The sequence below is a fragment of the Aquitalea denitrificans genome (genome assembly GCF_009856625.1).
Lineage (GTDB): Bacteria > Pseudomonadota > Gammaproteobacteria > Burkholderiales > Chromobacteriaceae > Aquitalea > Aquitalea denitrificans.
In genome coordinates this window covers 1,128,343-1,152,487 of record NZ_CP047241.1, presented here as the reverse complement: position 1 = coordinate 1,152,487, position 24,145 = coordinate 1,128,343, and the positions used below count along the sequence as shown (strand labels likewise).

Genomic DNA, 24,145 nt, shown 5'->3' with positions numbered 1-24,145 from the left:
AAAAAATGAAATGGCTGTTTCCGAATTGGAAAACAGCAAGCGGGGGAAAGATGAAACAAGAGAAACGCGGCCTTGCCCGGCTGTTCGAGCACGGCCTGGGTGCCCTGAACCTGGAGTGGATGATTCCGCTGTTCAGCCTGTTCCTGGTAGCCATGATCTGGAGTACGGTGCTGTGGCAGGTGAATACCGACAAGGTACGCAGCCAGCTGGAAATGCAGCGGCAAAGCGAAAACCTGGTCCGGGTGTTCGAGGAACACATTTCCCGCACCATCCGTGCGGTGGACCAGTCGGTACTCTTCCTGAAATACCAGTACGAGTCCGAAGGCAACAAGATGGACATCCACAGCTATCTGGACAAGGGCATCATCCAGAGCCAGTTGTTTGTCGGTCTGTACATTATCGGGCCGGATGGCATGCTGCAGCTGTCCAGCGTCCCCAATACCAAGAGCATGAACCTGAGTGACCGCGAACATTTCAAGGTGCATATCGCCAAGGATAGCGGGCAGTTGTTCATCAGCAAGCCGGTGAAGGGGCGGGCATCGAAAAAGTGGTCGCTGCAATTCACCCGCCGTATCAACAAGCCGGATGGCAGTTTTGGCGGCGTGGTGGTGGTATCGGTAGACCCCTTCTATTTCACCAACTTCTACAAAGACCTCAATATCGGCAAAACCGGTGTGGTTACACTGGTTGGCCAGGATGGCATTGTCAGGGCGCGCACCAGTGCCGGTGGCACCGGTATCGGCATGGATATCCGCAGCAGCAACCTGTTCCGGCAATGGCCGGGCAAGGATGGCGGCAATTATCAGCAGCAAAGCAGCATCGACCATGTGCAGCGCTCCGTCAGCTTCCGGGCGGTGGACGGCTATCCGCTGGCGGTGCTGATGGGGGTGGGCGAGAACGAGGCCATGGCCGACTTTTACGAACACCGCAATGCCTATTTCCTGGTTGCCGCCATTGTCAGCCTGCTGATCTGCACGGCAGGCTTCGTGATGTACCAGATGGTGCTGCGCCTGAAAAAGAGCAAGGTACAAGCAGAATCAGCCAACCGCATGAAGTCGGAGTTTCTGGCCCACATGTCGCACGAACTGCGCACGCCTCTCAATGGTATTTTGGGTTGTTCGGACTATCTGCAGGCCTCGCTGAGCGATCCTGGCGATCTGGAAACCGCCAGCATGATCCACAAGAGCGGACAACATCTGCTGACGCTGGTGAACTCCATTCTTGACATGGCCCGCATCGAGGCAGGACGCATGCCGATGGAAATTGTTGAAGTCAACCTGGCCCATATGCTGCGCGACACGGTGGAGCTGTTCCGCCCCAAGGCAGAAGGCAAGGGACTGCAACTGGACTTCAGCTACCAACAGGCGGCAGACTGCCCGGATACGGTCAGGCTGGACCGGACCAAGTTGACGCAGGTGATGAACAACCTGCTGCACAATGCGGTGAAATTTACCGAGCAGGGCCACATACAGATTGATGCCAGAGTCAGTCCACACCAGCTGCAACTGGACATACGCGATACCGGCTGCGGCATTCCGGCCGACCAGCAGCAACTGGTGTTCGAGCAGTTCCGCCAGGCAGATGCCTTCCTGACCCGAACCCAAAGCGGTTCCGGTCTGGGCCTGGCACTGGTGAAGGAGCTGATACGGCTGATGTCCGGCAAGGTTGGTTTTGAATCACAAGTCGGCGTGGGTACGGTATTCCACGTCAGCATTCCGCTGGAAGGAAAACAAGCATGAGCAAGCTGGACACCATTCTTGTCGTTGATGATGACGAAATCAATCGCAAGGTGGCAGGCCTGTTTCTGCAACGCATGGGCTGGAAGACAGATCAGGCCGCCAGCGCCTTCGAAGCGCTGGAGCAATTGCAACAACACGACTATCACTGCGTACTGCTGGATATCAGCATGCCGGGCATGAGTGGCATAGAGCTGTGCCGCAAGCTGCGCGCGGAGCCGCGCTGGCAGGACTTGCGCCTGATTGCCTACACCGCCCATGCCATGAGTGACGAACAGGATGCCATGCTCAAGGCCGGCTTCAATGCCATCGTCACCAAACCGCTGACGCGTGACAGTCTGGTAGCCGCACTGGCCAGCCCGGAATAAAGCCGATTGACCAGGCGGCATGCACAATATGCGATGAGCGCCCTTTCCCAAGACATAGCCGGTGGAACACAGTTGAACGTGCAAGAACAACAACAGCAGTCCCTTCCCGTGTCGCACACCAGCACGGCTGCCTTCGCGGGCAGCAGCACGCCTTGGCATGACGCCTTGCTGCAACAACTGGAGCAACAGGGAGACTTGGTACAAGACTGCACCGCAGACGGACGGATACTGTACGCCAGCATCCGCTGGCAACAGGCGCTGGGCTATAACCAGGCAGAACTTGGCGATCTAAACGTATACCAGTTGCTGGCAAGCGACAGCCAGGCTGCATTCCGGGCGCAATGCCAGCGCGTGCTGCAAGGAGAGCAGGCCCAGGCCACCGAACTGGTGATGACCGACCGCGTCGGCCAGGCACTGTCCTTGCAAGCCAGCTTCTGCAGCCTGCCACCAGCGGCAGGTAAAGACCGCCTGCGAGTGGTGCTGCGCGATGTCACCCAGCAGAAGAAACAGGAACTGTGGCTCTCCACCCTGCTGGACAATATGGACGACGGCATCATTGCCATGGACATGCAGGGCTGTCTGACCTACATGAACCAGGAAGCTGAACGCATCCTGGGCTGGCGTTTTACCGAGCTGCACGGCCAGAAGGTGCATGATTGCATTCACCATCACCGTGCCGACGGCAGCATTCTGGAGCTGGAAGACTGCCCCCTCTATCAGGCATTGCAGCGCAAGGACATATACCGTTCCAGTGAGGAATTGTTTTTCAGCAAGGATGGGCGGGCGGTGGAAGTGCGCGTCAGCAATACCCCGCTGCTGCTGCAGGGACAACTGGTTGGCAGCGTCACCACCTTTGCCGATATCAGCGCCATCCGCCAGCGCGAGCAGCAAATGCTGCAGGCCACGCGTGCCGCCGAAGCCGCAGCGCGGGCCAAAAGTGAATTCCTGGCCACCATGAGCCATGAAATCCGCACCCCGCTAAACGGGGTGATCGGCATGATAGACCTGCTGATGGATACGCCGCTGGATGCCGAGCAATCCGATTTTGCCCGCACCATCAAGATGTCGGCCGACACCCTGCTGTCCATCATCAACGACATCCTGGACTTCTCCAAGATCGAAGCGGACGGGCTGGAAATCGAAAACATCGACTTTTCCTTGCGCCAGTTGCTGGAAGGCACGGTGGACATCGTGGCCAACAAGGCACACAGCAAGGGGCTGACACTGGCCAGCTTCGCCACGCCCGAGGTGCCGGACAGCCTGCTGGGCGACCCTACCCGCCTGCGTCAGATCCTGCTGAACCTGCTGTCCAATGCCATCAAATTTACCGAGCATGGCATGGTGCTGGTTTCCGCCACCCTGGAACAGGGACGGGACGAGCAGACCATGTTGCGCCTGTGCGTCAAGGACTCCGGCATCGGCCTGTCCGACCAGGCCCGCAGCCGGCTGTTCCAGCCCTTCTCGCAAGCAGACAGCTCCACCACGCGCAAATATGGCGGAACCGGACTGGGGCTGGCCATCTGCAAGCGTCTGGCCGAAGCCATGGGCGGCAGCATTGGCGTACAAAGCACGCCCGAAGTCGGCTCGGAGTTCTGGATCACCCTGCCGCTGCAGGCAACCGGTCATGACTACTGCCTGCAGAGCAGCACGCCCCCCAGCCAGCACCTGGTATTGCTGGCCGGCGACAGCAGCAATAACCAGCAGTTGTGGAGCCATTACCTGGATAGCTGGGCCCTGCCCCATCACTGTGCCGGCAGCCTGGCCCAGTTGCTGGAAACCCTGCGCCAGCTGGCTGCTGCCGACAGTACCCCGGATGTACTGTTACTGGTGGAGCCGCTGTCGGATGCCACCTTGGAACAGGCGGTGCAGACACTGGGAGTGGAAGGCATTCCCATGGTGGTCTGTCTGCACGAGCAGGATGGCAACCGTAAGACCAGCCTGTTGCAACAAGGCATTGCCGTACTGCACAAGCCGATGAAGCAATCCACCCTGCTGGATGCGCTGACCGTGCAATGGACACCGGGCAATATCCGCCTGCATACCCCGCAAGCCGACACCATGGCACCGACCAATCCCGTCCCGCACCAGCATTATCATTACCGGCTGCTGCTGGCCGAGGACAATCCGGTCAACCAGCGCGTTGCAGCCAGCATGCTGCACAAGCTGGGCTACCGGGTAGATGTGGTCAGCCATGGCGGCGAAGTGCTGCAGGCGCTGGAACAACAGCATTACGATGCCATCCTGATGGATTGCCAGATGCCGCACTTGGATGGCTATGCGGCCACCCGCATCCTGCGTCGTCAGGAAAGCGAAGCCGCGCAAGGCCAGCACCTGCCCATCATTGCCATGACGGCCAATGCCATGGAAGGGGATCGCGAACTGTGCATCGCCGCCGGCATGGACGACTATCTGGCCAAACCCATCGAATACGCCAGACTCAAGGCCCTGCTGCAGCAATGGCTGCCACTGCATCCGGAAACTGCCGCGCCGCCTGCCACCAGCGCCGTCAGTCAGCCGAGCAGCTTCACCGTACAGCGCCTTACCGAATTCCTGGGTGATGATCCGGTCGGCATCGCCGAAATGCTGGATATCTTCCGCGACTCCCTGCTGCGCTGGCGGGAACGCCTGCGGCTGGACATCCAGCAAGGTGGCCAGGGACTGCGCCAACTGGCACATGAGCTCAAGGGCAGTGCTGCCAATGTAGGCGCCGATGTATTGGCGGCACTTGCCGGACAGTTACATGCCGCGGCAGTAGACAACAATCTGGAAACAATTCGCAGCATCGCAGTACAGATTGAAAGCGAAATGGATGCCCTGCTGGCCTTCATTGCCGCTTATGGAAAGGACTGAGCAATGTCTCATGTCATCGTGGTGGACGACAACGACACCAACCTGCTGCTGCTGCGCCACATCCTGCAACGGCTGGATGGCGTCACCGTGGATACCTTTGCCGACCCGCAGCAGGCGCTGGCCTGGTGTACCCAGTTCGAACCGGACCTGATCCTGCTGGACTACATGATGCCGGAGATGGACGGCCTGGAATTCATGCGCCGTTTTTTCGCCCTGCCGCACCGGCAAGAGGTACCGGTTGTGATGGTTACCGCCGATACCGAGCGTGATGTACGCCACCTGGCCTTGCAACAGGGGGCGCGTGACTTTCTCACCAAGCCGGTGGACAAGGTGGAACTGACGGTACGGGTGCGCAACCTGCTGGCCCTGCGTAAAAGCAGCCAGCAACTGGCCAACCGTGCCGCCTGGCTGATGGAAGAAGTGAAGCTGGCCACGGCAGAAATCCGTGCCCGCGAAAAGGAAGCCATCCTGCGCCTGTCGCGTGCCGCCGAATACCGCGATCCGGAAACCGGTGCCCACCTGCTGCGCATGTCTGGCTATACCCGCCTGATTGCCCGCCAGCTGGGCCTGCCGCAACAAGAACAGGAAATGCTGCAGGAAGCCGCCCCCATGCACGATATCGGCAAGGTTGGCATTCCGGATGCCATCCTGCTCAAGCCGGGCAAGCTCACCGAGATGGAAATGGCGGTCATGCGCCAGCATCCGCTGTTTGGCCATGAAATACTCAACGGCTCGGTCTCCCCGCTGCTGCAATGCGCTGCCGTGGTGGCACTGAGCCATCATGAAAAATTTGATGGCACCGGCTACCCGCAAGGACTCTCAGGCACGGACATTCCACTGTGGGGCCGCATCGTGGCGGTCGCCGACGTCTTCGATGCCTTAACTTCCTCACGCCCCTATAAACAAGCCTGGCCGCTGGAAAAGGCCAGGCACTACCTGGAAAGCCACAAGGGCATGCACTTCGACCCGGCCTGTGTCGATGCCCTCATTGCCCAGTGGCCCGACGTCATGATCATCCGCCAGCAATACGCCGACGAACACGAGGCAGCCAGCCAGACGCACCAGCCACCGGGAGCGCCACATGCTTGAAGCTGCTACCTTTAATGAACTGAAAATCAGCGGCAACCTGCCCTCGCCCAAGGGAACGGTGCTGAAAATCATGCAGCTGAGCGAGCACAACAATGTGCCGCTGCCCGAGCTGATTGCGGTACTGAACACCGACCCGGTCATGATTGGCCGCCTGCTCAAGCTGGCCAACTCGGCCTCCTTTGTACGCAGCCGCCCCGCCGTGGCACTCACGCCGGACGTGCTGATGTCCATCGGACTGAATGCCGTGCATCAGGTTGCCCTCACCTTTGCCCTGGTAGCCGAACACCGCCGTGGCCAGTGCCGGGAATTCGACTACGATTTCCACTGGTCGCGCGCCCTGGCCTGTGGTGCCTCCATGCAACTGCTGGGCAGCCAGCTGCGCATTGCCCCGCCCGGCGAGCTGTTCACCATCGGCATGCTGTCTTCCATTGGCCAACTGGCCATGGCCACGCTGCACCCTGAAGCCTATGGCGCGCTGATTGCGGAACAGGGTGGCCCCTATGCACAAGGCCTGGCCCGGCACGAAGAGGCGCGCTTTGGCTACCACCACCTGGACATCGCCACCGCCTTGCTGCGTGACTGGGGCTTGCCGGCCATGTTCTGCGATGCCGTCAGACTGCACGAAGACCCATTCCTGCCCAGCAACGCAGACAGCTCACGCGCAGCACGGCTGTGCCTGTGTCTGCATCTGGCCACGCGTCTGGCTGATCTGTGTTTTCTTGCCGGCGAAGCCCGCATCCACGGCTATGAAGAACTGAAAAAGCAGGCCAGCCGGCTGGAGGTTGACCCCAGCCACTTCCCGCGCCTGTGCGACGAAGTACTGCGTGAATGGCGGGAATGGAATGCCCAGCTGTCCATTCCCACGCCACAGCAGGAATCGTTCTCGCTGCTGGAACGTCGCCAGCAGATCGCCCCGCGCCCGCCCGAGCCGGAAGAGGAACAGGAAGCCCTGCACATTCTGGTGGTGGAAGACGAAGCCAGCCAGCGCATGATGCTGCAGCGCCTGCTGCAGATTCTGGGCCATCAGGTTGACGTGGCCGCCAACGGCCAGGAAGCCTTTGAACTGGTACTGGAAAAACAGCCGCAACTGGTGATTACCGACCTGGCCATGCCCGAGGTCGATGGCCTGCAGCTGATCCGCCGCCTGCGCGCCATTCCCGAAGGACGCCAGCTTTACATCATCGTGCTGACCATCATGGATGATGAAGACAATCTGGCCGCCGTATTCAGCAGCGGTGCCGACGACTTCATCAGCAAGCCGATACCGCCGCGCATCCTGCAGGCCAGGCTCAAGGCCGGACAGCGCATCATCCAGGAGCAGCGCAGCCTGCGCCAGGAACAAGCCTTGCTGCGCCGCCATCTGGAAGAATTGTCCATCGACAACCAGCTGGCACAGGAGGCCGCCCAGACCGACGGCCTCACCGGCCTGTACAACCGTCGCTATGCCATGCGCTACCTGCCGCAGATCTGGGACGAAGCCAAGCTCAGCCAGCAGCCTCTTTCTGCGCTGATGCTGGATATCGATCACTTCAAGGTGGTGAATGACGAGCACGGCCACGATGTGGGCGACACCATCCTGCAGCAGTTTGCCGGCATCCTGCGGCTGTTCTGCCGTCGTACCGACATCATCTGCCGCTTTGGTGGCGAGGAATTCCTCATCATCCTGCCGGATACCCGGCTGGCCACCGCCATACAGGTGGCAGAACGCATCCGCTCCACGCTGGCCAGCCGTAATATGGTGGCTTCCGGGCTGGCATTGAGCCTGACTGTCAGCATTGGCGTGGCAGAAAAATCCACTGCCCACGGTACAGTGGAAGCACTGATCAAAGCGGCGGACCAGGCCTTGTACCAGGCCAAACGCACCGGCCGCAACCGGGTGGAAGCCGCACCCTGAGTCAGGAGCAGAACCACACAAGACAAAGGCCAGCTGCCACTGATGGCGCTGGCCTTTTTCATGCACGCAACGCGTGTGTCAGAGATCGTCGGTTTCCGCCCAGCCTTCGCGACTGCCGGCATGGAACACCTGGTCGGCAGCATCGATATCACCCGCTCCCAGCACCGGCATGGCCTGCAAAGACTGATAGATGGGGCTGAAGTCCACCGCGGTGGCATCGAACAGCTGCTGGAAACTGTCGATGACAAAGTAGGTTTTCTGGAAGGTGTCGATGCGATAGCGGGTGCGCATCAACCTTTGCAGATCAAAGCCGACACGGTTGGGACTATCGCTATCCAGGCAGTACAGCGACTCGGACTTGCTGGACACGATGCCGGCACCGTAGATACGCATGCCCTCGGGTGTGTTGATCAGGCCGAATTCCACCGTGTACCAATACAGTCGGGCCAGCACCGGCAGAAAACCCAGATCCTTCGCCTTCATCCCGCCCTGGCCATAGGCCTGCAGGTAATCGGCAAATACCGGGTTCATCAACAGTGGAACATGGCCGAACAGGTCATGAAACACGTCCGGCTCCTGCAGGTAATCCAGCTGATGCGGTTCGCGCAACCACCAGGTCACCGGAAAACGGCGATTGGCCAGGTGCTCGAAAAACACATCATCCGGAATCAGGCCCGGTACCGCCACGAGGCGCCAACCGGTAGCAGCCAGCAGCTTGGTGTTGAGGCGCTCGAAGTCTGGCACCCGGTCGGCGTCCACTTCCAGCTGCTGCAGGCCCTGCATGAATTGATCACAGGCGCGGCCAGGCAACATTGCACTCTGGCGCTGGTACAGCGTGGCCCAGGTGGCGTGGTCTTCTGCGCTATAGCGTTGCAGCGGCTGTGCCAGGGTGTAGTCGATCGCATCATGGCCCAGGCCCTGGTTCTTGCGGGTGGTGATGTCGGGGACGACGAAATTGCTGCGCTCGTTCATGGCGGCACATCCGGTAGGTGGGGATGCTTTCAGTGTAGAAGCTGCCGCGTGCGGCAGGTCCGCAAGTTTTGCCATTATTGCTGATTTTTTGCATACTTCCCGCATAAAACAATCAAACCACGCGGAGAAACTGCACAAATGGAACTGGATCGTTTTGACTGGCAGATTTTGCAGGCCTTGCAGCAGGATGCGCGCAGCACCCATCAGAAGCTGGCCCAGCAGATTGCCCTGTCAGCCTCACAGATTGGCCGCCGCCTGCAGCGCATGGAAGAAAATGGTGTGGTACAGGGTTATCAGGTGAACATCCTGCCGGAAAAAATCGGCCTGTCGGTGATGGCCTTTGCCCATGTCAGCCTGGAACGCCACAGCGAGAGTTCGCTACGCGAATTCGCCCAGGCCATCGATGCGCTGCCGGAAGTACTGGAATGTTATGCCACCGCCGGCGAGGCCGACTATCTGCTGCGCATCGTGGTGGAGGACCTGCCCTCCTTGTCGCGCTTCGTGATGAACCGGCTGATGCAGCTGTCGCTGGTGCGCAGTGTGAAGTCCACCATCATCCTGGACGCCATCAAGCACACCAGCAAACTGCCGTTGCCGCACACGCGCAGCTGAGTCAGCGGCGCAGGCGCTGCCAGCCCAGCAGTGCGCTCAATGCCAGCGTACCGGCCAGCATGCCCACCAGCACATCCAGAATGGCTGGCAGCAGCAGGCGGGATACCGCACCAATGCCGGGAAGATGCGATAGCGGATGCACCACACCCTCGATGGCATGATGCAGCGCCGGCCAGCCATGGCTGATGATGCCGCCGCCCACCATGAACATGGCCACGGTGCCAATCACCGCCAGTGCCTTCATCAGCCAGGGCATGCCATGGATCAGGCCACGGCCGATCAGGCTGCGCAGCTGGCCCCCCTGGCGCAACAGGTATAAACCGATATCATCCAGCTTCACCAGCAGGCCGACAAAACCGTATACCCCCACGGTCATGATCAATGCCACACCTACCAGCACCACCAGCTGCGACGTAAATGCAGCACTGGCCACCGTACCCAGCGTGATGGCAATGATTTCCGCCGACAGGACAAAATCGGTACGGATGGCACCCTTTACCTTTTCGGCCTCAATCGCCAGTGGATCGATGGCCGGGTCGGTCAGCATGGCTTCCAGCTCGTCCTCATGGGCGGCGTCTTCTTCCTTGCCATGCAGCAAGGGATGCGCCAGCTTTTCCATGCCTTCCAGGCACAGATATACCCCACCCAGCATCAGCAATGGCATCACCGCCCAGGGCGCAAAGGCGCTGAGCGCCAATGCCAGCGGTACCAGAATGGCCTTGTTGCGCAGCGAGCCACGTGCCACCGCCCATACCACCGGTAGTTCGCGTTCGGCACGCACCCCGGCCACCTGCTGCGCATTCAGCGCCAGGTCATCCCCCAATACACCGGCAGTCTTGCGTGCGGCCACTTTGGTCATGGCCGCCACGTCATCCAGCACGGTAGCAATATCGTCAAGCAAGGTTAACAGGCTGGCTCCCGCCATGATTTTTCCTTCACATCCTGATGCAGCTGGCCCGGTGGGCCGCCACTGTTATTGGCAGCCGGCATCGAGGCCGGCTGGTCCTGAGCGACAGGCCGGGTCATTGTAGCGGAAGGAAGCAGCAGTAGCTCAGCCGCCAGGCCGCGTCGCGGGAGCGGGCGGCTCGGGCATGGGGGAAATCGCGTGCAGCAGGCCGAAGTCGACATGGTCCTCGCCGTGTTCATCGGTATACAGCAGGTCCTGGTACTGATGGTTCCAGCGGATGTCATCGTGCTGAAACAGGTGGCGTGCCGCCATGCTCTGGCGGGTGACTTCGTCACTGCCGCCAATCGACAGAATGAAACCGGCACGCAATTGCGCCAGCTCTTCAGCGCTGCGGCCATACAGCGGGCTGTGCTCGTCGATGACATGCATCAGCGTCCAGCTAAGCACAAACATGGGATGGTGCTGCCGCTGCAGCTTCAGGTCGTGCAGCCGCCTGAGCGGTGTACCTTCGCTGCTGACGGTATTGAGCAGCATGTGCAGCTGCGCTTCGGCATCCACAATCACGTTCTGTCGCGCATTGGCGGCGCGCAACATCAGCACCTGCCTGCCATCCATGGGGCGGATTACCGGGTGACGGGAAAATACGATGCGCGAACGCGGCAGGGAAAAGCGGGCAAAGGTGACACCGGTCACCAGCGCCAGACTCATCATGCCGATGAAGATTTCCAGCATGCTGATGATGTGTGCGTACACCGTTTGCGGGTGCATGTCGCCATAACCCACCGTGGCCAGGGTTTCCACACTGAAGAAAAACGCACCCCAGAAATCGCGGGGAAACTGGTTGGCAATACTGCCCTCGCCCAACTGGTACAGGCTGGCAAACAGCATGTTGAGCACAAAAAACAGGGCGGCAATGGCCACGTAAAACTGCGGCCAGCTCATGGTCATGGCCACATGGTAGATATCGTTGGCCAGCTTCAGTGGCAGTTGGTGTACATGGATCACATGCCCGCCCACCACAACCTGTCTGCCCTTGCCTTTTGCTGCCCCCATCTACCGCTCCTTCGCTTAGCTGCTTGCCATTGTGTGCAGCACGTCCGATGGCGTCAATGCAGGCGACCACACGGTTTGGACGCAGCCAGACCGGCTCTGGCATGATGTGACGCATGCCTGCCACCACCACTCTGATTATTCTGCTGCATGTCAGCCTGCAGTTGCTGCTGATCATGCGCGTCCTGCTACGCCCTTACCGCGACCCGGCCGCCAGGGTGGCCTGGACCGTGGTGGTGGCTACCATGCCGGTCATCGGCATGCTGGCTTATCTGCTGCTGGGTGAAGTCAGCATAGGCCACCGTCGCATGGCCAGGCTGGCGCGCATCCAGCAGCAGCTCCCTCCTCTGCCGGCTCTGCCACCAACCGCCCCCATAACGGCCCTGCCGGCTACGCCAGCCCAACTGTTTCGCGTTGGCCAGTCCATCAGCGGCTTTGCCCCCTGCGGCGGCAACCGGGCGGAACTGCTGGCGGACAGCAATGCCACCATCGACCGCCTGGTGGCAGATATCGATGCGGCCCGTCACCATGTGCACCTGCTGTTTTATATCTGGCTGCCGGATAACAACGGCAGCCGGGTTGCCCAGGCGGTCATGCGCGCCGCGCAGCGTGGCGTGAGTTGTCGGGTATTGGTGGATGATGTGGGTTCGCGCTTGTTGTTGCGCTCACCCTTGTGCCAGCAGATGCAGGCAGCCGGCGTGCAACTGGCAGCGGCCCTACCGGTGGGAAACCCGCTGCTGCGCCCTTTCAGTGGCCGGATAGACCTGCGCAATCACCGTAAGATCGTAGTGATCGACCACTACACCGGCTACTGCGGCAGCCAGAACTGTGCCGACCCGGAATTTCGCATCAAGCCGCGCTTTGCGCCGTGGGTGGATGCGGTGATAAGGGTGGAAGGCACGGTGGTACAGCAGATGCAGCGGCTGTTTGCCACCGACTGGATGCTGGCCACCCGCGAAGACCTGCTGCCGCTGCTGACGGCGACACCGGAACCGCCGCAAGGCGGCCCTGCCTGCGGCGTGCTGGCTCAGACCATTGGCACCGGCCCCACTGCACGCCACTCGGCCATGCCGGAACTGTTCGTGGCACTGATGTACAGTGCCCGGCACAGCCTGACCATCACCACCCCCTACTATGTGCCGGACGAGGCCTTGCAATCGGCACTGTGCGCTGCGGCCCAGCGCGGGGTGGCCACCACCTTGCAACTGCCAGCCCGCAATGATTCGCTGGTGGTGAGCGCCGCCAGCCGCAGCTACTACGCCGAGCTGCTGGCTGCCGGAGTGGTGATTGCCGAATATCATGGCGGCTTGCTGCACAGCAAGCTGCTGACGGTGGATGAGGACATCTGCCTGATTGGCTCGGCCAATCTGGACCGGCGCAGTTTCGAGCTGAACTACGAAAACAATCTGCTGTGCCACGACCGGGAATTGACCGCCGCGTTGCGCCAGCGGCAGCAACAATACTTACAGCACTGCAGCCTGGTTGGTCCGGACAGCGTGGCGGCCTGGCCGCTGTGGCGACGGCTGTGGAACAATGCCGTCGCCATGCTGGGCCCCTTGCTGTAAGGCGGTGCCTCAGCCAGCAAACAGGCCGGGCACGGTGTTTTCCTGTTCAAAACGCAGCAAGGCCGCCTTCAGCGGCAAGCCGCCGGCATAGCCGGTGAGGCTGCCATCCGCCCCCAGCACCCGGTGGCAAGGCACGATCAGCGCAATCGGATTGGTGGCATTGGCGCGGCCCACCGCCCGCGCGGCACCGGGTTTGCCCAGCGCCAGTGCCAGTTCGCCATAACTCATGGTCTGGCCGTAGGGTATCTGGCACAAGGCCGCCCATACCTCCCGCTGAAAAGCCGTACCATGCGCCGCCAGCGGGATATCAAAACTGCGTCGTTCGCCACGCTGGTATTCATGTAGCTGGCGCGCCACTGCCGCTACCGCAGCATCGTCACGCCGGCTGCCGGACAATACCGCCCGCTGCAGTTCCTGCTCCAGATGAAAATCCAGCCGCAGCAAGCGGCCCTGCAAATCCAGCCACACCATGGCCGGGCCAAAACGGGTATCCACCACGCCGTGGCAGGCAGCATGCGGTGGCACGCTCAAGGAGGCCGTCATGTCGCCCTCCGTATCCGCCGGCACCGTACTACCTGGCACGGAGGCACCGGCGGCATCCCACAAACCACCCTGGGCAAATAATGGTGCCGCGGGTATGGCAGATGCAGCAGAGGTAGTTGCTGCTGTCGGGCCATGCGGGCTGAACAGATCGGGTATCACGGGTTTCATGCGTTCTCCGTCAGGCTGGCCCACAAATGCAGGGTGGCCAGGCTGCGACAGGGGGAAAAGACTTGCATCAGCTGTTCGGTCTGGCTGGCATCGGGCCGGGCTGGCAAGGCGTAAAAGCGCTGCAAGGCGGTGGCGAGGCCACTGTCGCCAATCGGTGCGCTATCGGCAAAACCCAGGCCGCGCAGCATTACATAGCGCGCCGTCCACGGCCCCACGCCATGCAGGGCCAGCAATCGGTTTTCGGCCTCGGCCGCATCCTGGCTGGACATATCATCCAGTGGCAGGCGGCCATCCAGTACCGCCTGGGCGGCCCCCAGCAAATACGCCGCCTTGGAGCGGGAAAAGCGCTGTGCAGTCAATTGTTCTGCCGACAGAGCGGCCACCTGGGCCGGGCCGGGATGGGCCAGCAGCGTGCTGCCGGCAATCGCCACCCCGGCCAGTTGTATCAGGCTGCGCCGCAGTGCAGTGGCAAAGGACAGATTGATTTGCTGGCCGATGATGGCCCAGCACAGTGCTTCGAAAGGTTCTGCCGTCAGTGGCAGCCACAAGGCGGGTTTGTTACCCAGCAAGCGGGCGGCATCCGGCTGCTGGCGACTCAGTTGCAACCAGGCTTCGCGCTGGCCATCCAGCCCGGCCATGCGCAGCACGGCCTGCTGCACCACGGGCAGCAAGGTCGACCAGTCATGGCTGGCTGCGCCACGAACCCGCACCAGCAAGGATGCGGCACTAAAGCTTAGTTGCAGCTCAAGGGCGCAGCCCTGCAGCAGCAGGCCCTTGCGCAATTGGAGCCCCTGCTGCCATTCGGCCGGGCCAGCCGGGTCGCGGCCATGATAGGCCAGCACCGTGGCGGCGTGATAATCCGCCGGCAAATCAAGCACAAACCCGTGTTCCTCCACCTGCTGCATGTATGCCCCGCTCCTGCGGCCCGACTGGCCACTAGAACAGGATTATCGCGCAGATGCAGGCGGCTGGCACCTTGCAGATTGCGGTCAAACTCTCCCCGGCTGGTCAATCAGTCCAGGCAGGTGCCGCCGCTGGCAATCACCCGCTGATACCAGTAGAAGCTGTCCTTGCGGATGCGCTGCAGACTGCGGCAATCCTGCTCGTCGCGATCCACATACACAAAGCCGTAGCGCTTCTGGTAGCCGTTCAGCCAGCTAAGGATGTCGGTGAAGGACCAGGCGCAATAGCCCAGCAGCTTGACTCCATCCGTAATCGCCTGCTGGCAGGCCGCCAGGTGGCTGCGCAGGTAGTCGATACGGTAGTCGTCATGCACACGACCATCTGCCGTCAGCTGGTCGAACTCGCCCAGCCCGTTTTCGGTAATCAACAGCGGCAAGGCATAACGTGATGTCAGCCGGCGCAGGCCGATGCGCAGGCCGGTGGGGTCGATGGCCCAGTCCCAGTTGCTGGTGGGCAGATGCGGATTGGGCTGGATCTTGTACAGGCCGGGTACGCCACTGGCCGGGGTGCTACCTTTCTGACCGGTGGTATTGATGCGCTGCAGGCCCACGCCATCGGCCGGGTTATCGGTATAGCTGTGGGTCTGGTAGTAGTTGACGCCGATGAAGTCAGGCAGGCCGCGTCGCAACATGTCCTCATCGCCGGGCTGGATGTCCGGTGCCTCGCCACGTGCGGCCAGCCAGTGCAGCGCGGCAGCCGGGTAGCGTCCCAGACAATAGGTATCCAGCCACCACAGATTGGTGAATTCCTCGGCATTTTCAAAAGCCAGCATGTCCTCTGGACTGCTACTGGCGGCATAGGCCGGGGAATAGGCAAAGCTGGGGCCGATCAGCCCCTGCGGCACCCACTGGCGGAAGGCGGCAATGGCGCTGGCATTGGCCAGGAAAGCATGATGGTTGGCAGTGTAAAAACGCTTGCGGTCCTGCACGGCCGGCGGGTGGGTGCCCAACAGATAGGCATTGCTCAGGTTGTAGTTTTGCTCGTTCAGCGACACCCAGTATTTCACCTTGCCGCCAAAGCGCTGGTACAGGGCGGTGCAGTAGTGGGTGAAGTCCGCAATGATGCGCCTATCCTCCCAGCCGCCGTATTCGTCCTGCAAGGCCTGCGGCAGGTCCCAGTGATACAGGGTGAGCACCGGCTCGATGCCATGAGCAAGCAGGCTGTCGATCAGCCTGTCGTAAAAGGCCAGCCCGGCCTCGTTTGGCGCACCGCGTCCGCTGGGGAAAATACGCGGCCAGCTGATGGAAAAACGGTAGGCGGTAAGGCCCATTTCCGCCATCAGGGCGATGTCTTCCGGATAGCGATGGTAGTGATCTACCGCCACATCGCCATTGCTGCCCTGAAAAGTGCGCCCCACTTCGCGGCTGAAGCTATCCCATACCGACGGGCCTTTGCCGTCGGCATTCCAGCCACCCTCAACCTGATAGGCCGCCGAGGCAGCCCCCCACAGAAAGTCAGCCGGGAACGGCAAAGTGTGTTGATGGTGCATGTCATGGCCTGCTGCAGAGAATGATCTGCCCGCAGCATGCGCCCGCGTTATCATTCCAGCCAGTGACAAATTCTCACCAGTACCAGTCCCCGGAGGAATGATGGAATTGCGCGATCTCAAGGCTTTTGTCGTGCTGGGCGAATTGCTGCACTTCGGCCAGGCCGCCAGCCGGCTGCACATTACCCAGTCCGCCCTCAGCAAACAGATACGGAGGCTGGAAGACGAAGTGGGCGCACCGCTGTTTGAACGCAATGCCAACCGTACCCGGCTGACCGAGCTGGGCCGGGCGCTGCTGGCCGATGCCGCACAGCTGCTGGATGACAGCCTGTCCTGGCTGCGTCAGGCGGCAGATTTGCAGGCCGGGCGCAGTGGCAGCCTGCGCATCGGCTTTGGCGCTTCCACCCACACCCTGTTACCGGGGCTGATTGCGCGTTTTCGCCAGCAGCGCCCGCAGGTACGCATCACCCTGAGCGACCTGTCCAGCCATCACCAGTGGCAGGCCATGCGCGAAGGCCGGCTGGACCTGGGCTTCTGCCGTCTGCCCGCTCCCAGCGGCTGGCCCAGCCTGCCGGTAGTGCAGGACTGCTTTCAGGCGGTGCTGCCACCGGGCTATCCTCCAGATACCAACTTGCACTCCCTCGGCAGCCTGCCCTTGGTCATCATCCGGCGCGACCTCGCCCCCGCCTATCACGACCATGTGCAGTACTTGCTGGCCAGTAGCGCACTGGACTGCCGCGACATTCTGCCGGTCAGCGATTTTCCGGCCGCCATAGCACTGGCGGCCGCCGGTCTTGGCTGGGCACTGATCCCGGCCTCGGCCAGCCTGGGTGGCCAGCAGGTGCGCAGCATTCTGCTACGGGAAGAAGCTGCTGTCTGGCAGATCGGCCTGATCCGCCCACCCGGCGTGGCCGGGCCACTGGTGGAAAGTTTCTGGGAGATGGTGCGGCAATCGCTGCCAGTTGAGCCGGACACAAAATAAGAAAGGCCCCGCAGGGCCTTTGCTGATCAATCGCGAGACAACTCAGGCACGCGGACGTACCAGCTGCCAGGCGCGGCCCAGATAGGCCAGCGCGCCAAAGCCGCTCCATACATGCACCAGACGGGTGAAGGGGAAGATGACGAACACGCTCATCCCCATGAACAGGTGCAGTTTGAAGATGGGGGACGCGGCCACGATGTACTGCGCAGCATCACCACGGAAGGTCACCACATGCTGCGCCCAGGTCATCAGCAGCACCATTTCATGGCCATCCAGGTGCTGGGCGGACACGGCGATGGTGCACAGGCCCAGTACCAGCGTGGCCAGCAGCCACAGCAGTACCAGCTTGTCGCGCCAGGTCGTATTGGCAGCCAGACGTTCGCTAGTCAGGCGGCGATGCAGCAGGATCAGCAGGCCGACCAGGCCCAGCGAACCCATGATGCCACCGGCAGTCATGGCGAATACCTGTTTGAAGCTATGGGTGACACCCAGTGCTTCCCACACGCTCAAGGGGGTCAGCAGGCCCACCAGATGGCCGAAGAACAAGCCCAGTACCCCGACGTGGAACAGGATGTTGCCCAGCCGCAGATTACCGCGATACACCAGCTGGGAGGATTCACTCTTCCAGCTGTACTGTTCGCGCTCAAAGCGCATCAGGCTGCCCAGCAAAAAGATGCTGAGCGCGATATAGGGATAAATCCCGAAAACAAATTGATGCAGATAGTCCATATCTCTCTCCTTGCTGTTCCGGCCAGCCCATGACAGCGCACGGAGCGGGCCGGAAACGGGCAGATTCAGGCGCCGGGTCGCGACGGGTAGAAATTGACCGGAGCAATGGCCGGCATGGCGGGCTTGAGCAAGGGCTCGCTGCCATCCGCACCGGGGCCAAAGGTTTCCAGCAGTTCGTCCATGTCGCGGATCGGCGGCACACTCAAAGGCTCCGGTGCCACCGGCGACAGCCACACCAGCACATCCAGCACCCCGGCATAGGGCGAGGACGACTCGCGCAGCTTACCGGCGATATGGCCTAGCACATGTACCGCATCACCCAGCAGGCGGCTGCCCTCCTCCGCTTCGCACTGCGAAAGGAACTCCAGGAACAGCGGCACGTAGTCGGGCAACTCGGCACACACCGGCTCGAAACCGTGGGCCTTGTACTCCTCCATCAGGTCCACCATGGCCTGGCCGCGGGCGCGGTCCTCGCCATGAATGTGCTCGAACAGGTGCAGCGAGTGCGCCGGGCTGCGGTCGAAGGTTTGCACATAGCCTTCCTGCAGGGCGATCAGATCGCTGCCCTCTAGCTGGGCCAGCAGCGGTTCCAGCATGCTGGCCGCCGTGGGGCTGGCTTGCAGTTCGCTGCGGATATCATCCAGCGCCGCCAGCAACTCGGGCTCCGGATAGCACAGCAGGGCCGAGGCAATCTTGAACAGTGACTGGTTCATGGCTTAGCTCCCGGCGTTGGCTTTGCGGTCACGCCGCATGTCGTGGAACACGATGGGGGTGGCCTTCTTCTTGCCAAACAGGCTGGATTCGGACGTGCCGCCGGAGCAGCCATTGCCGAAGGTGAAGCCACAGCTGGCCTTGTCATCGAAGGTGTTTTCCACCATTTCCTTGTGGCTGGACGGAATCACGAAGCGGTCTTCGTAATTGGCAATCGCCATCACCTGGTACATTTCTTCCACCTGGGCCGGTTTCAGATGCGTGCCGCGCAGGGTGGCCGGATCGCTGATTTTCTCAACGCTCTTTTTGCGCATGTAACGGCGCATGGCCACCATGGTTTCCAGTGCGCTCACCACCGGTTCTTCCTTGCCTGCGGTCAGCAGGTTGGCCAGATAGCGGATGGGGATGCGCAGGTCTTTCACGTCCGGAATGATGCCGTTTTCACCGATCAGGCCGTTTTCCAGCGCGCTCTGGATGGGCGACAGCGGCGGGATGTACCACACCATGGGCAGGGTGCGGTATTCCGGGTGCAGCGGGAAGGCTACTTTCCATTCCATGGCCATCTTGTACACCGGCGAATTCTGCGCGGCGCTGATCCAGGCTTCCGGAATGCCCTGCTTGCGGGCTTCGGCCTGGATTTCCGGCGAGTTCGGGTCCAGGAACACGCCCAGCTGGGCTTCGTACAGGCTCTTCGGGTCTTCCACGCTGGCAGCGGCTTCGATGCGGTCGGCGTCGTACAGCAGCACGCCCAGGTAGCGGATGCGGCCTACGCAGGTTTCCGAGCACACGGTCGGCTGGCCGGCTTCGATACGCGGATAGCAGAAGATGCACTTTTCAGCCTTGCCGCTGGTCCAGTTGTAGTAAATCTTCTTGTACGGGCAGCCGGACACACACATGCGCCAGCCACGGCACTTGTCCTGGTCGATCAGCACGATGCCGTCGTCTTCGCGCTTGTAGATGGAACCGGACGGGCAGGAGGCGACACAGGCCGGGTTCAGGCAGTGTTCGCACAGGCGCGGCAGATACATCAGGAAGGTGTTCTCGAAGGCCGAGTACATTTCCTTCTGGATACCCTCAAACAGGGCATCCTTGCTGCGCTTGGAAAACTCGCCGCCCAGGTCGTCTTCCCAGTTGGGGCCCCATTCGATCTTGTCCATCTTCTTGCCGGTCAGCACCGACACCGGGCGGGCCGTCGGCGGCGTCTGCATTTCCGGCGCGTTCTGCAGATGCTCGTAATCGAAGGTGAAGGGCTCGTAGTAGTCGTCGATGGACGGCAGGTTGGGGTTGGCAAAGATATTGGCCAGAATGCGCATCTTGCCGCCCTGCTTGGGCACCAGCTTGCCATTAGGCTTGCGTTCCCAACCGCCCTGCCATTTTTCCTGATTTTCCCAGTCCTTGGGGTAGCCGATGCCGGGCTTGCTTTCCACGTTGTTGAACCAGGCGTATTCCACACCGTCGCGGCTGGTCCAGACGTTCTTGCAGGTAACCGAACAGGTATGGCAGCCAATGCACTTGTCCAGGTTCAGCACCATGCCGATTTGTGCACGGATTTTCATTTGTCTTCTCCTGCAGGCTGATCCATCCAGTCAACTTTTTTCATCTTGCGCACGATGACGAATTCGTCACGGTTGGCACCTACTGTCCCGTAGTAGTTGAAGCCCCAGGACAGCTGGGCGTAACCGCCAATCATGTGCGTCGGCTTGGTCACCGCACGGGTCACCGAGTTATGGATGCCGCCGCGCTTGCCGCTGGTTTCCGCGCCCGGCACGTTCACGATCTTCTCCTGGGCGTGGTACATCAGCGTCATGCCTTCCGGTACGCGCTGTGACACCACCGCACGGGCGGTCAGCGTGCCGTTGACGTTGAATACTTCGATCCAGTCGTTGTCGACGATGCCAGCCTTCTTGGCGTCCACTTCCGATACCCACACGTGTGGACCGCCACGCGACAGCGTCAGCATGCGCAGGTTGTCCGAATAGGTGCTGTGAATGCCCCATTTCTGGTGCGGGGTGATGAAGTTGAGCACCAGCTCGTGGTTGCCGTTGGACTTCTTGCCCAGGATGGCCTGGGTGGTTTTCAGGTCCACATGCGGCTTGTACACGCACAGGCCTTCGCCAAAAGCGCGCATCCACTGGTGATCCTGATAGAACTGCTGGCGGCCGGTGATGGTGCGCCATGGAATCAGCTCGTGCACATTGGTGTAGCCGGCGTTGTAGCTGACTTCTTCACTTTCCAGGCCCGACCAGGTGGGCGAGGAAATGATCTTGCGCGGCTGTGCCTGCACATCGCGGAAGCGGATGCTGTCATGCTCGCGCGGCAGTGCCAGATGGGTATGGTCGATGCCGGTGATCTTGGACAAGGCTTCCCAGGCTTTCACCGCTACGTGGCCATTGGTTTCCGGTGCCAGGGTCAGAATCATCTCGGCGGCGTCGATGGCGGTATTGAGCTTGGGTTGGCCCTTGCCCGCGCCCTCGGCCACGGTGTGGTTCAGGCCGCGCAGTACATCTACTTCATGGCCGGTTTTCCAGCTGATGCCCTTGCCGCCATTGCCCACTTTTTCCAGCAGCGGGCCAATGGAGGTGAACTTGTCGTAGATGGCGCCGTAATCGCGCTCCACCACGGTCATGGCAGGCATGGTCTTGCCCGGAATCGGCTCGCACTCGCCCTTCTTCCAGTCACGCGGGTCAAACGGCTGGCCCAGTTCCTGCGGGGTGTCATGCATCAGCGGGGTGAGCACCAGATCCTGCTGCACGCCCAGATAGTCCTTGCCGATTTCGGAAATCTTCTTGGCAAAGCCCTTGTAGATTTCCCAGTCGGACTTGGCCTGCCACAGCGGCTGTACGGCTTCGGACAGCGGGTGGATGAAGGGGTGCATGTCGGACGTGTTCAGGTCGTCCTTTTCATACCAGGTGGCGGTCGGCAGCACGATGTCGCCGTACAGGCAGGTGGTGGACATGCGGAAGTCCAGCACCACCAGCAGGTCCAGCTTGCCTTCCACCGCCGGACGCACGGTGATTTCGGTCGGTTTGATGCAGTCGTCTTCGCTGCCCATTACCGCGTTTTGCGTGCCCAGCAGGTATTTGAGGAAGTATTCGTGGCCCTTGCCGGAGCTGCCCAGGATATTGGAACGCCACACAAACATATTGCGCGGGAAGTTCTTCGGGTTGTCCGGGTCGTTGCAGGACATGTCCAGCGTGCCGTTTTTCAGGCTGTCCACGGCAAACGGGATGGCTTCCTGGCCAGCAGCCTTGGCGGCGCGGGTAATGTCCAGCGGGTTGGTGGTCAGCTGCGGGGTAGACGGCAGCCAGCCCATGCGTTCGGCCTTGGCGTTGTAGTCGATCAGGCTCAGATTGGCCATCTTGCCGTCGGCAGTCGGGCACAGGATTTCATTGATACCCAGCTTTTCATGCCGCCACTGGCTGGTGTGGGCGTAGAAGAAGCTGGTGCCGTTCATCTGGCGCGACGGGCGTACCCAGTCACCGGCAAAAGCCAGCGGAGCCCAGCCGGTTTGCGGACGCAGTTTTTCCTGGCCCACATAGTGGCACCAGCCGCCGCCGCTCTGGCCGATACAACCGCACATCATCAGCATGTTGATGATGCCGCGGTAGCTCATGTCCATGTGATACCAGTGATTGAGCGCGGCACCGACAATCACCATGGATTTGCCATGGGTCTGATCGGCATTCTGGGCGAATTCGCGCGCTACCTGGATCACCATTTCCGGCTTCACGCCGGTGTGTTTTTGCTGCCAGGCCGGGGTGTAAGGCACATCAGCCATGTAGTCGTTGGTGACGTTGCCGCCGCCCAAACCACGGTCGATGCCGTAGTTGGCTGCCATCAAGTCGAATACCGTGGCCACCAGTGCGCTGCTGCCATCAGCCAGTACTACCTTGCGGGCCGGTACATTGCGGGTGAGCAGCTCGTCATGTTCCGCGCCAAAGTAGGGGAAGCCAACGCCAACCACGTCGTCACGGTTGTCAATCAAGGACAGACGGGCCGATACTTCGCGGCCAGTGCTGCCGTCATGCTGTTGCAGGTTCCACTTGCCACTCTGACCCCAACGGAAGCCGATGGAACCGGTAGGTGCCACGATGTCGCCGCTGGTTTCGTCGAAGACCAGGGTCTTCCATTCCGGGTTGTTGTCTTCGTTCAGGTTGTCAGCCAGATGGCTGGCGCGCAGGAAATAGTCCGGCACATAGCGTTCGCCATCCTGGCGCAGCGTCACCAGCATCGGCATGTCGGTGTAGCGGCGGATGTAGTCGGTGAAGTAGGCCGACGGCTTGTCCAGGTGGAATTCCTTGAAGATGACATGGCCCATGGCCATGGCCAGCGCGGCATCGGTGCCCTGCTTCGGTGCCAGCCAGATGTCGCCAAACTTAGCCATTTCGCCAAAGTCGCTGGAAACGGCCACGGTCTTGGTGCCCTTGTAGCGCACTTCGGTATAGAAGTGGGCGTCCGGGGTACGGGTCATCGGAATATTGGAACCCCACACCATCAGGTAGGTGGAGTTGTACCAGTCGGCCGATTCGGCCACGTCGGTCTGTTCGCCCCAGATTTGCGGGCTGGCCGGCGGCAAGTCGCAATACCAGTCGTAGAAGGACAGCGGCACGCCGCCGATCAGGCTGAGGTAACGGCTACCGGCAGCGTAGGACACCATGGACATGGCGGGAATCGGCGAGAAGCCCACCACGCGGTCCGGACCATAGTTCTTGATGGTGTAGGCATTGGAAGCCGCGATGATTTCGTTGGCTTCATCCCAGTTGGCGCGCACAAAGCCACCCTGGCCGCGCTTGCTCTTGTACTGCTTGGCCAGTTCCGGATTCTGGCTGATGTGTTCCCAGGCTTGCACCGGGCTCATGCTCTTGCGCGCTTCGCGCCACAGCTTGGCCAGGCGACCGCGGATCATCGGGTATTTCACGCGTTGGGCCGAATACACATACCAGCTATAGGACGCGCCACGCGGGCAGCCACGCGGTTCGTGGTTGGGCAGGTCCGGGCGGGTGCGCGGGTAGTCGGTCTGCTGGGTTTCCCAGGTAATCAGCCCGTTCTTTACATACACTTTCCAGCTACAGGAGCCGGTGCAGTTCACCCCGTGGGTGGAACGCACGATCTTGTCGTGCTGCCAGCGTTGGCGATAGGCGTCTTCCCATTGGCGGTCTTCATTTACCACCGCGCCATGGCCATCGGCAAAGGTGGATTTCACCTTGCCAAGGAAATTCAGTCTGTCCAGAAAATGGCTCATCTTGCCTCCAAGTTTTTACCGCCAGATGCGGTGCAGCGGCCTTGCCGCGCAGCCTTTGCTTACCCTGCAAAGATTACGGCCGGACAACAACAGCGCCCATTCACCACAGGTGGCAAACAGGCAACGCAGAGTGAGGAGGCGTGCTAAGCCATAAGGAGTAGGCAGGACTACACAGGCTGGCTGCCTTGAGGCGGGTTCACGCTAAAGCCGGCAACGAGACCCGGTCGGGAACAAGCCCCCCAATAGAACCTGTACTAAAGGATGGAAACTTCCCATAC

The 24,145-nt window shown here is 61.1% G+C and carries 18 protein-coding genes; 8 read left to right on the top strand and 10 right to left on the bottom strand.

Going from position 1 to position 24,145, the window contains the following annotated elements; translation table 11 throughout:
- Positions 1–50 precede the first annotated feature (50 nt).
- The 5 genes from GSR16_RS05260 to GSR16_RS05240 all read left to right on the top strand — a co-directional run bounded on the left by GSR16_RS05260 (position 51) and on the right by GSR16_RS05240 (position 7,937).
- Positions 51–1,739, top strand: a complete 1,689-nt coding sequence (locus tag GSR16_RS05260; RefSeq protein ID WP_159875481.1) for a sensor histidine kinase — start codon at positions 51–53, stop codon at positions 1,737–1,739.
- Entirely contained in the window at positions 1,736–2,104 is a 369-nt protein-coding gene (locus tag GSR16_RS05255) for a response regulator (RefSeq protein WP_159875480.1), read from the top strand. The genes GSR16_RS05260 and GSR16_RS05255 overlap by 4 nt, the downstream gene beginning before the upstream one ends.
- A 108-nt stretch (positions 2,105–2,212) precedes the next feature.
- The gene (locus GSR16_RS05250) at positions 2,213–4,954 is read left to right on the top strand and encodes a hybrid sensor histidine kinase/response regulator (protein WP_159875479.1); all 2,742 of its coding nucleotides are present in this window, start codon (positions 2,213–2,215) and stop codon (positions 4,952–4,954) included.
- A gap of 3 nt (positions 4,955–4,957) precedes the next feature.
- Positions 4,958–6,043, top strand: a complete 1,086-nt coding sequence (locus GSR16_RS05245; protein ID WP_159875478.1) for an HD domain-containing phosphohydrolase — start codon at positions 4,958–4,960, stop codon at positions 6,041–6,043.
- Positions 6,036–7,937 carry a diguanylate cyclase gene (locus tag GSR16_RS05240; RefSeq protein WP_159875477.1) on the top strand — a complete coding sequence of 634 codons (1,902 nt, stop codon included), beginning with the start codon at positions 6,036–6,038 and terminating at the stop codon, positions 7,935–7,937. Before GSR16_RS05245 ends, GSR16_RS05240 begins: the two co-directional genes overlap by 8 nt.
- Before the next feature lie 78 nt (positions 7,938–8,015).
- Here GSR16_RS05240 and phhA read toward each other — a convergent pair whose 3' ends face one another.
- Complete coding sequence (gene phhA, locus GSR16_RS05235; protein WP_159875476.1) at positions 8,016–8,909, bottom strand: phenylalanine 4-monooxygenase; 894 nt, start codon at positions 8,907–8,909, stop codon at positions 8,016–8,018.
- A gap of 138 nt (positions 8,910–9,047) precedes the next feature.
- Between phhA and GSR16_RS05230 the strand changes: the two genes are divergently transcribed.
- Positions 9,048–9,521 carry an Lrp/AsnC family transcriptional regulator gene (locus GSR16_RS05230; protein WP_159875475.1) on the top strand — a complete coding sequence of 158 codons (474 nt, stop codon included), beginning with the start codon at positions 9,048–9,050 and terminating at the stop codon, positions 9,519–9,521.
- Between the two features lies 1 nt (position 9,522).
- Here GSR16_RS05230 and GSR16_RS05225 read toward each other — a convergent pair whose 3' ends face one another.
- Together GSR16_RS05225 and GSR16_RS05220 are read right to left on the bottom strand one after the other, a co-directional pair.
- Positions 9,523–10,446 (bottom strand): DUF808 domain-containing protein, encoded by a 924-nt coding sequence (locus tag GSR16_RS05225; RefSeq protein ID WP_159875474.1) that lies wholly within the window; start codon positions 10,444–10,446, stop codon positions 9,523–9,525.
- Positions 10,447–10,572: 126 nt separating this feature from the next.
- Complete coding sequence (locus GSR16_RS05220; protein ID WP_159875473.1) at positions 10,573–11,481, bottom strand: ion channel; 909 nt, start codon at positions 11,479–11,481, stop codon at positions 10,573–10,575.
- Between the two features lie 113 nt (positions 11,482–11,594).
- Here GSR16_RS05220 and cls point away from each other — a divergent pair, with 113 nt between their 5' ends.
- Positions 11,595–13,043 carry a cardiolipin synthase gene (gene cls, locus GSR16_RS05215; protein WP_159875472.1) on the top strand — a complete coding sequence of 483 codons (1,449 nt, stop codon included), beginning with the start codon at positions 11,595–11,597 and terminating at the stop codon, positions 13,041–13,043.
- A gap of 9 nt (positions 13,044–13,052) precedes the next feature.
- Here the strand turns inward: cls and GSR16_RS21300 are convergent, their stop codons facing one another.
- The 3 genes from GSR16_RS21300 to GSR16_RS05200 all read right to left on the bottom strand — a co-directional run bounded on the left by GSR16_RS21300 (position 13,053) and on the right by GSR16_RS05200 (position 16,206).
- Complete coding sequence (locus GSR16_RS21300) at positions 13,053–13,754, bottom strand: methylated-DNA--[protein]-cysteine S-methyltransferase (protein ID WP_276608567.1); 702 nt, start codon at positions 13,752–13,754, stop codon at positions 13,053–13,055.
- Complete coding sequence (locus GSR16_RS05205) at positions 13,751–14,659, bottom strand: DNA-3-methyladenine glycosylase family protein (protein ID WP_159875471.1); 909 nt, start codon at positions 14,657–14,659, stop codon at positions 13,751–13,753. Before GSR16_RS05205 ends, GSR16_RS21300 begins: the two co-directional genes overlap by 4 nt.
- 107 nt (positions 14,660–14,766) lie before the next feature.
- On the bottom strand, positions 14,767–16,206 hold the full coding sequence (locus GSR16_RS05200; protein WP_159875470.1) for a glycoside hydrolase family 1 protein: 1,440 nt from the start codon (positions 16,204–16,206) through the stop codon (positions 14,767–14,769).
- A gap of 100 nt (positions 16,207–16,306) precedes the next feature.
- Between GSR16_RS05200 and GSR16_RS05195 the strand changes: the two genes are divergently transcribed.
- On the top strand, positions 16,307–17,185 hold the full coding sequence (locus GSR16_RS05195; RefSeq protein WP_159875469.1) for a LysR family transcriptional regulator: 879 nt from the start codon (positions 16,307–16,309) through the stop codon (positions 17,183–17,185).
- A 42-nt stretch (positions 17,186–17,227) separates the two neighbouring features.
- Here GSR16_RS05195 and narI read toward each other — a convergent pair whose 3' ends face one another.
- The 4 genes from narI to GSR16_RS05175 form a co-directional block, all read right to left on the bottom strand.
- Positions 17,228–17,914, bottom strand: coding sequence for a respiratory nitrate reductase subunit gamma (gene narI, locus GSR16_RS05190; RefSeq protein WP_159875468.1), 687 nt, complete (start codon positions 17,912–17,914; stop codon positions 17,228–17,230).
- Positions 17,915–17,979: 65 nt separating this feature from the next.
- Positions 17,980–18,627 (bottom strand): nitrate reductase molybdenum cofactor assembly chaperone, encoded by a 648-nt coding sequence (gene narJ, locus GSR16_RS05185; RefSeq protein WP_159875467.1) that lies wholly within the window; start codon positions 18,625–18,627, stop codon positions 17,980–17,982.
- A gap of 3 nt (positions 18,628–18,630) precedes the next feature.
- Complete coding sequence (gene narH / locus GSR16_RS05180; RefSeq protein WP_159875466.1) at positions 18,631–20,181, bottom strand: nitrate reductase subunit beta; 1,551 nt, start codon at positions 20,179–20,181, stop codon at positions 18,631–18,633.
- Positions 20,178–23,867: a nitrate reductase subunit alpha gene (locus GSR16_RS05175; protein WP_159875465.1), complete on the bottom strand. Its 3,690-nt coding sequence runs from the start codon at positions 23,865–23,867 to the stop codon at positions 20,178–20,180. The genes narH and GSR16_RS05175 overlap by 4 nt, the downstream gene beginning before the upstream one ends.
- Positions 23,868–24,145 lie beyond the last annotated feature (278 nt).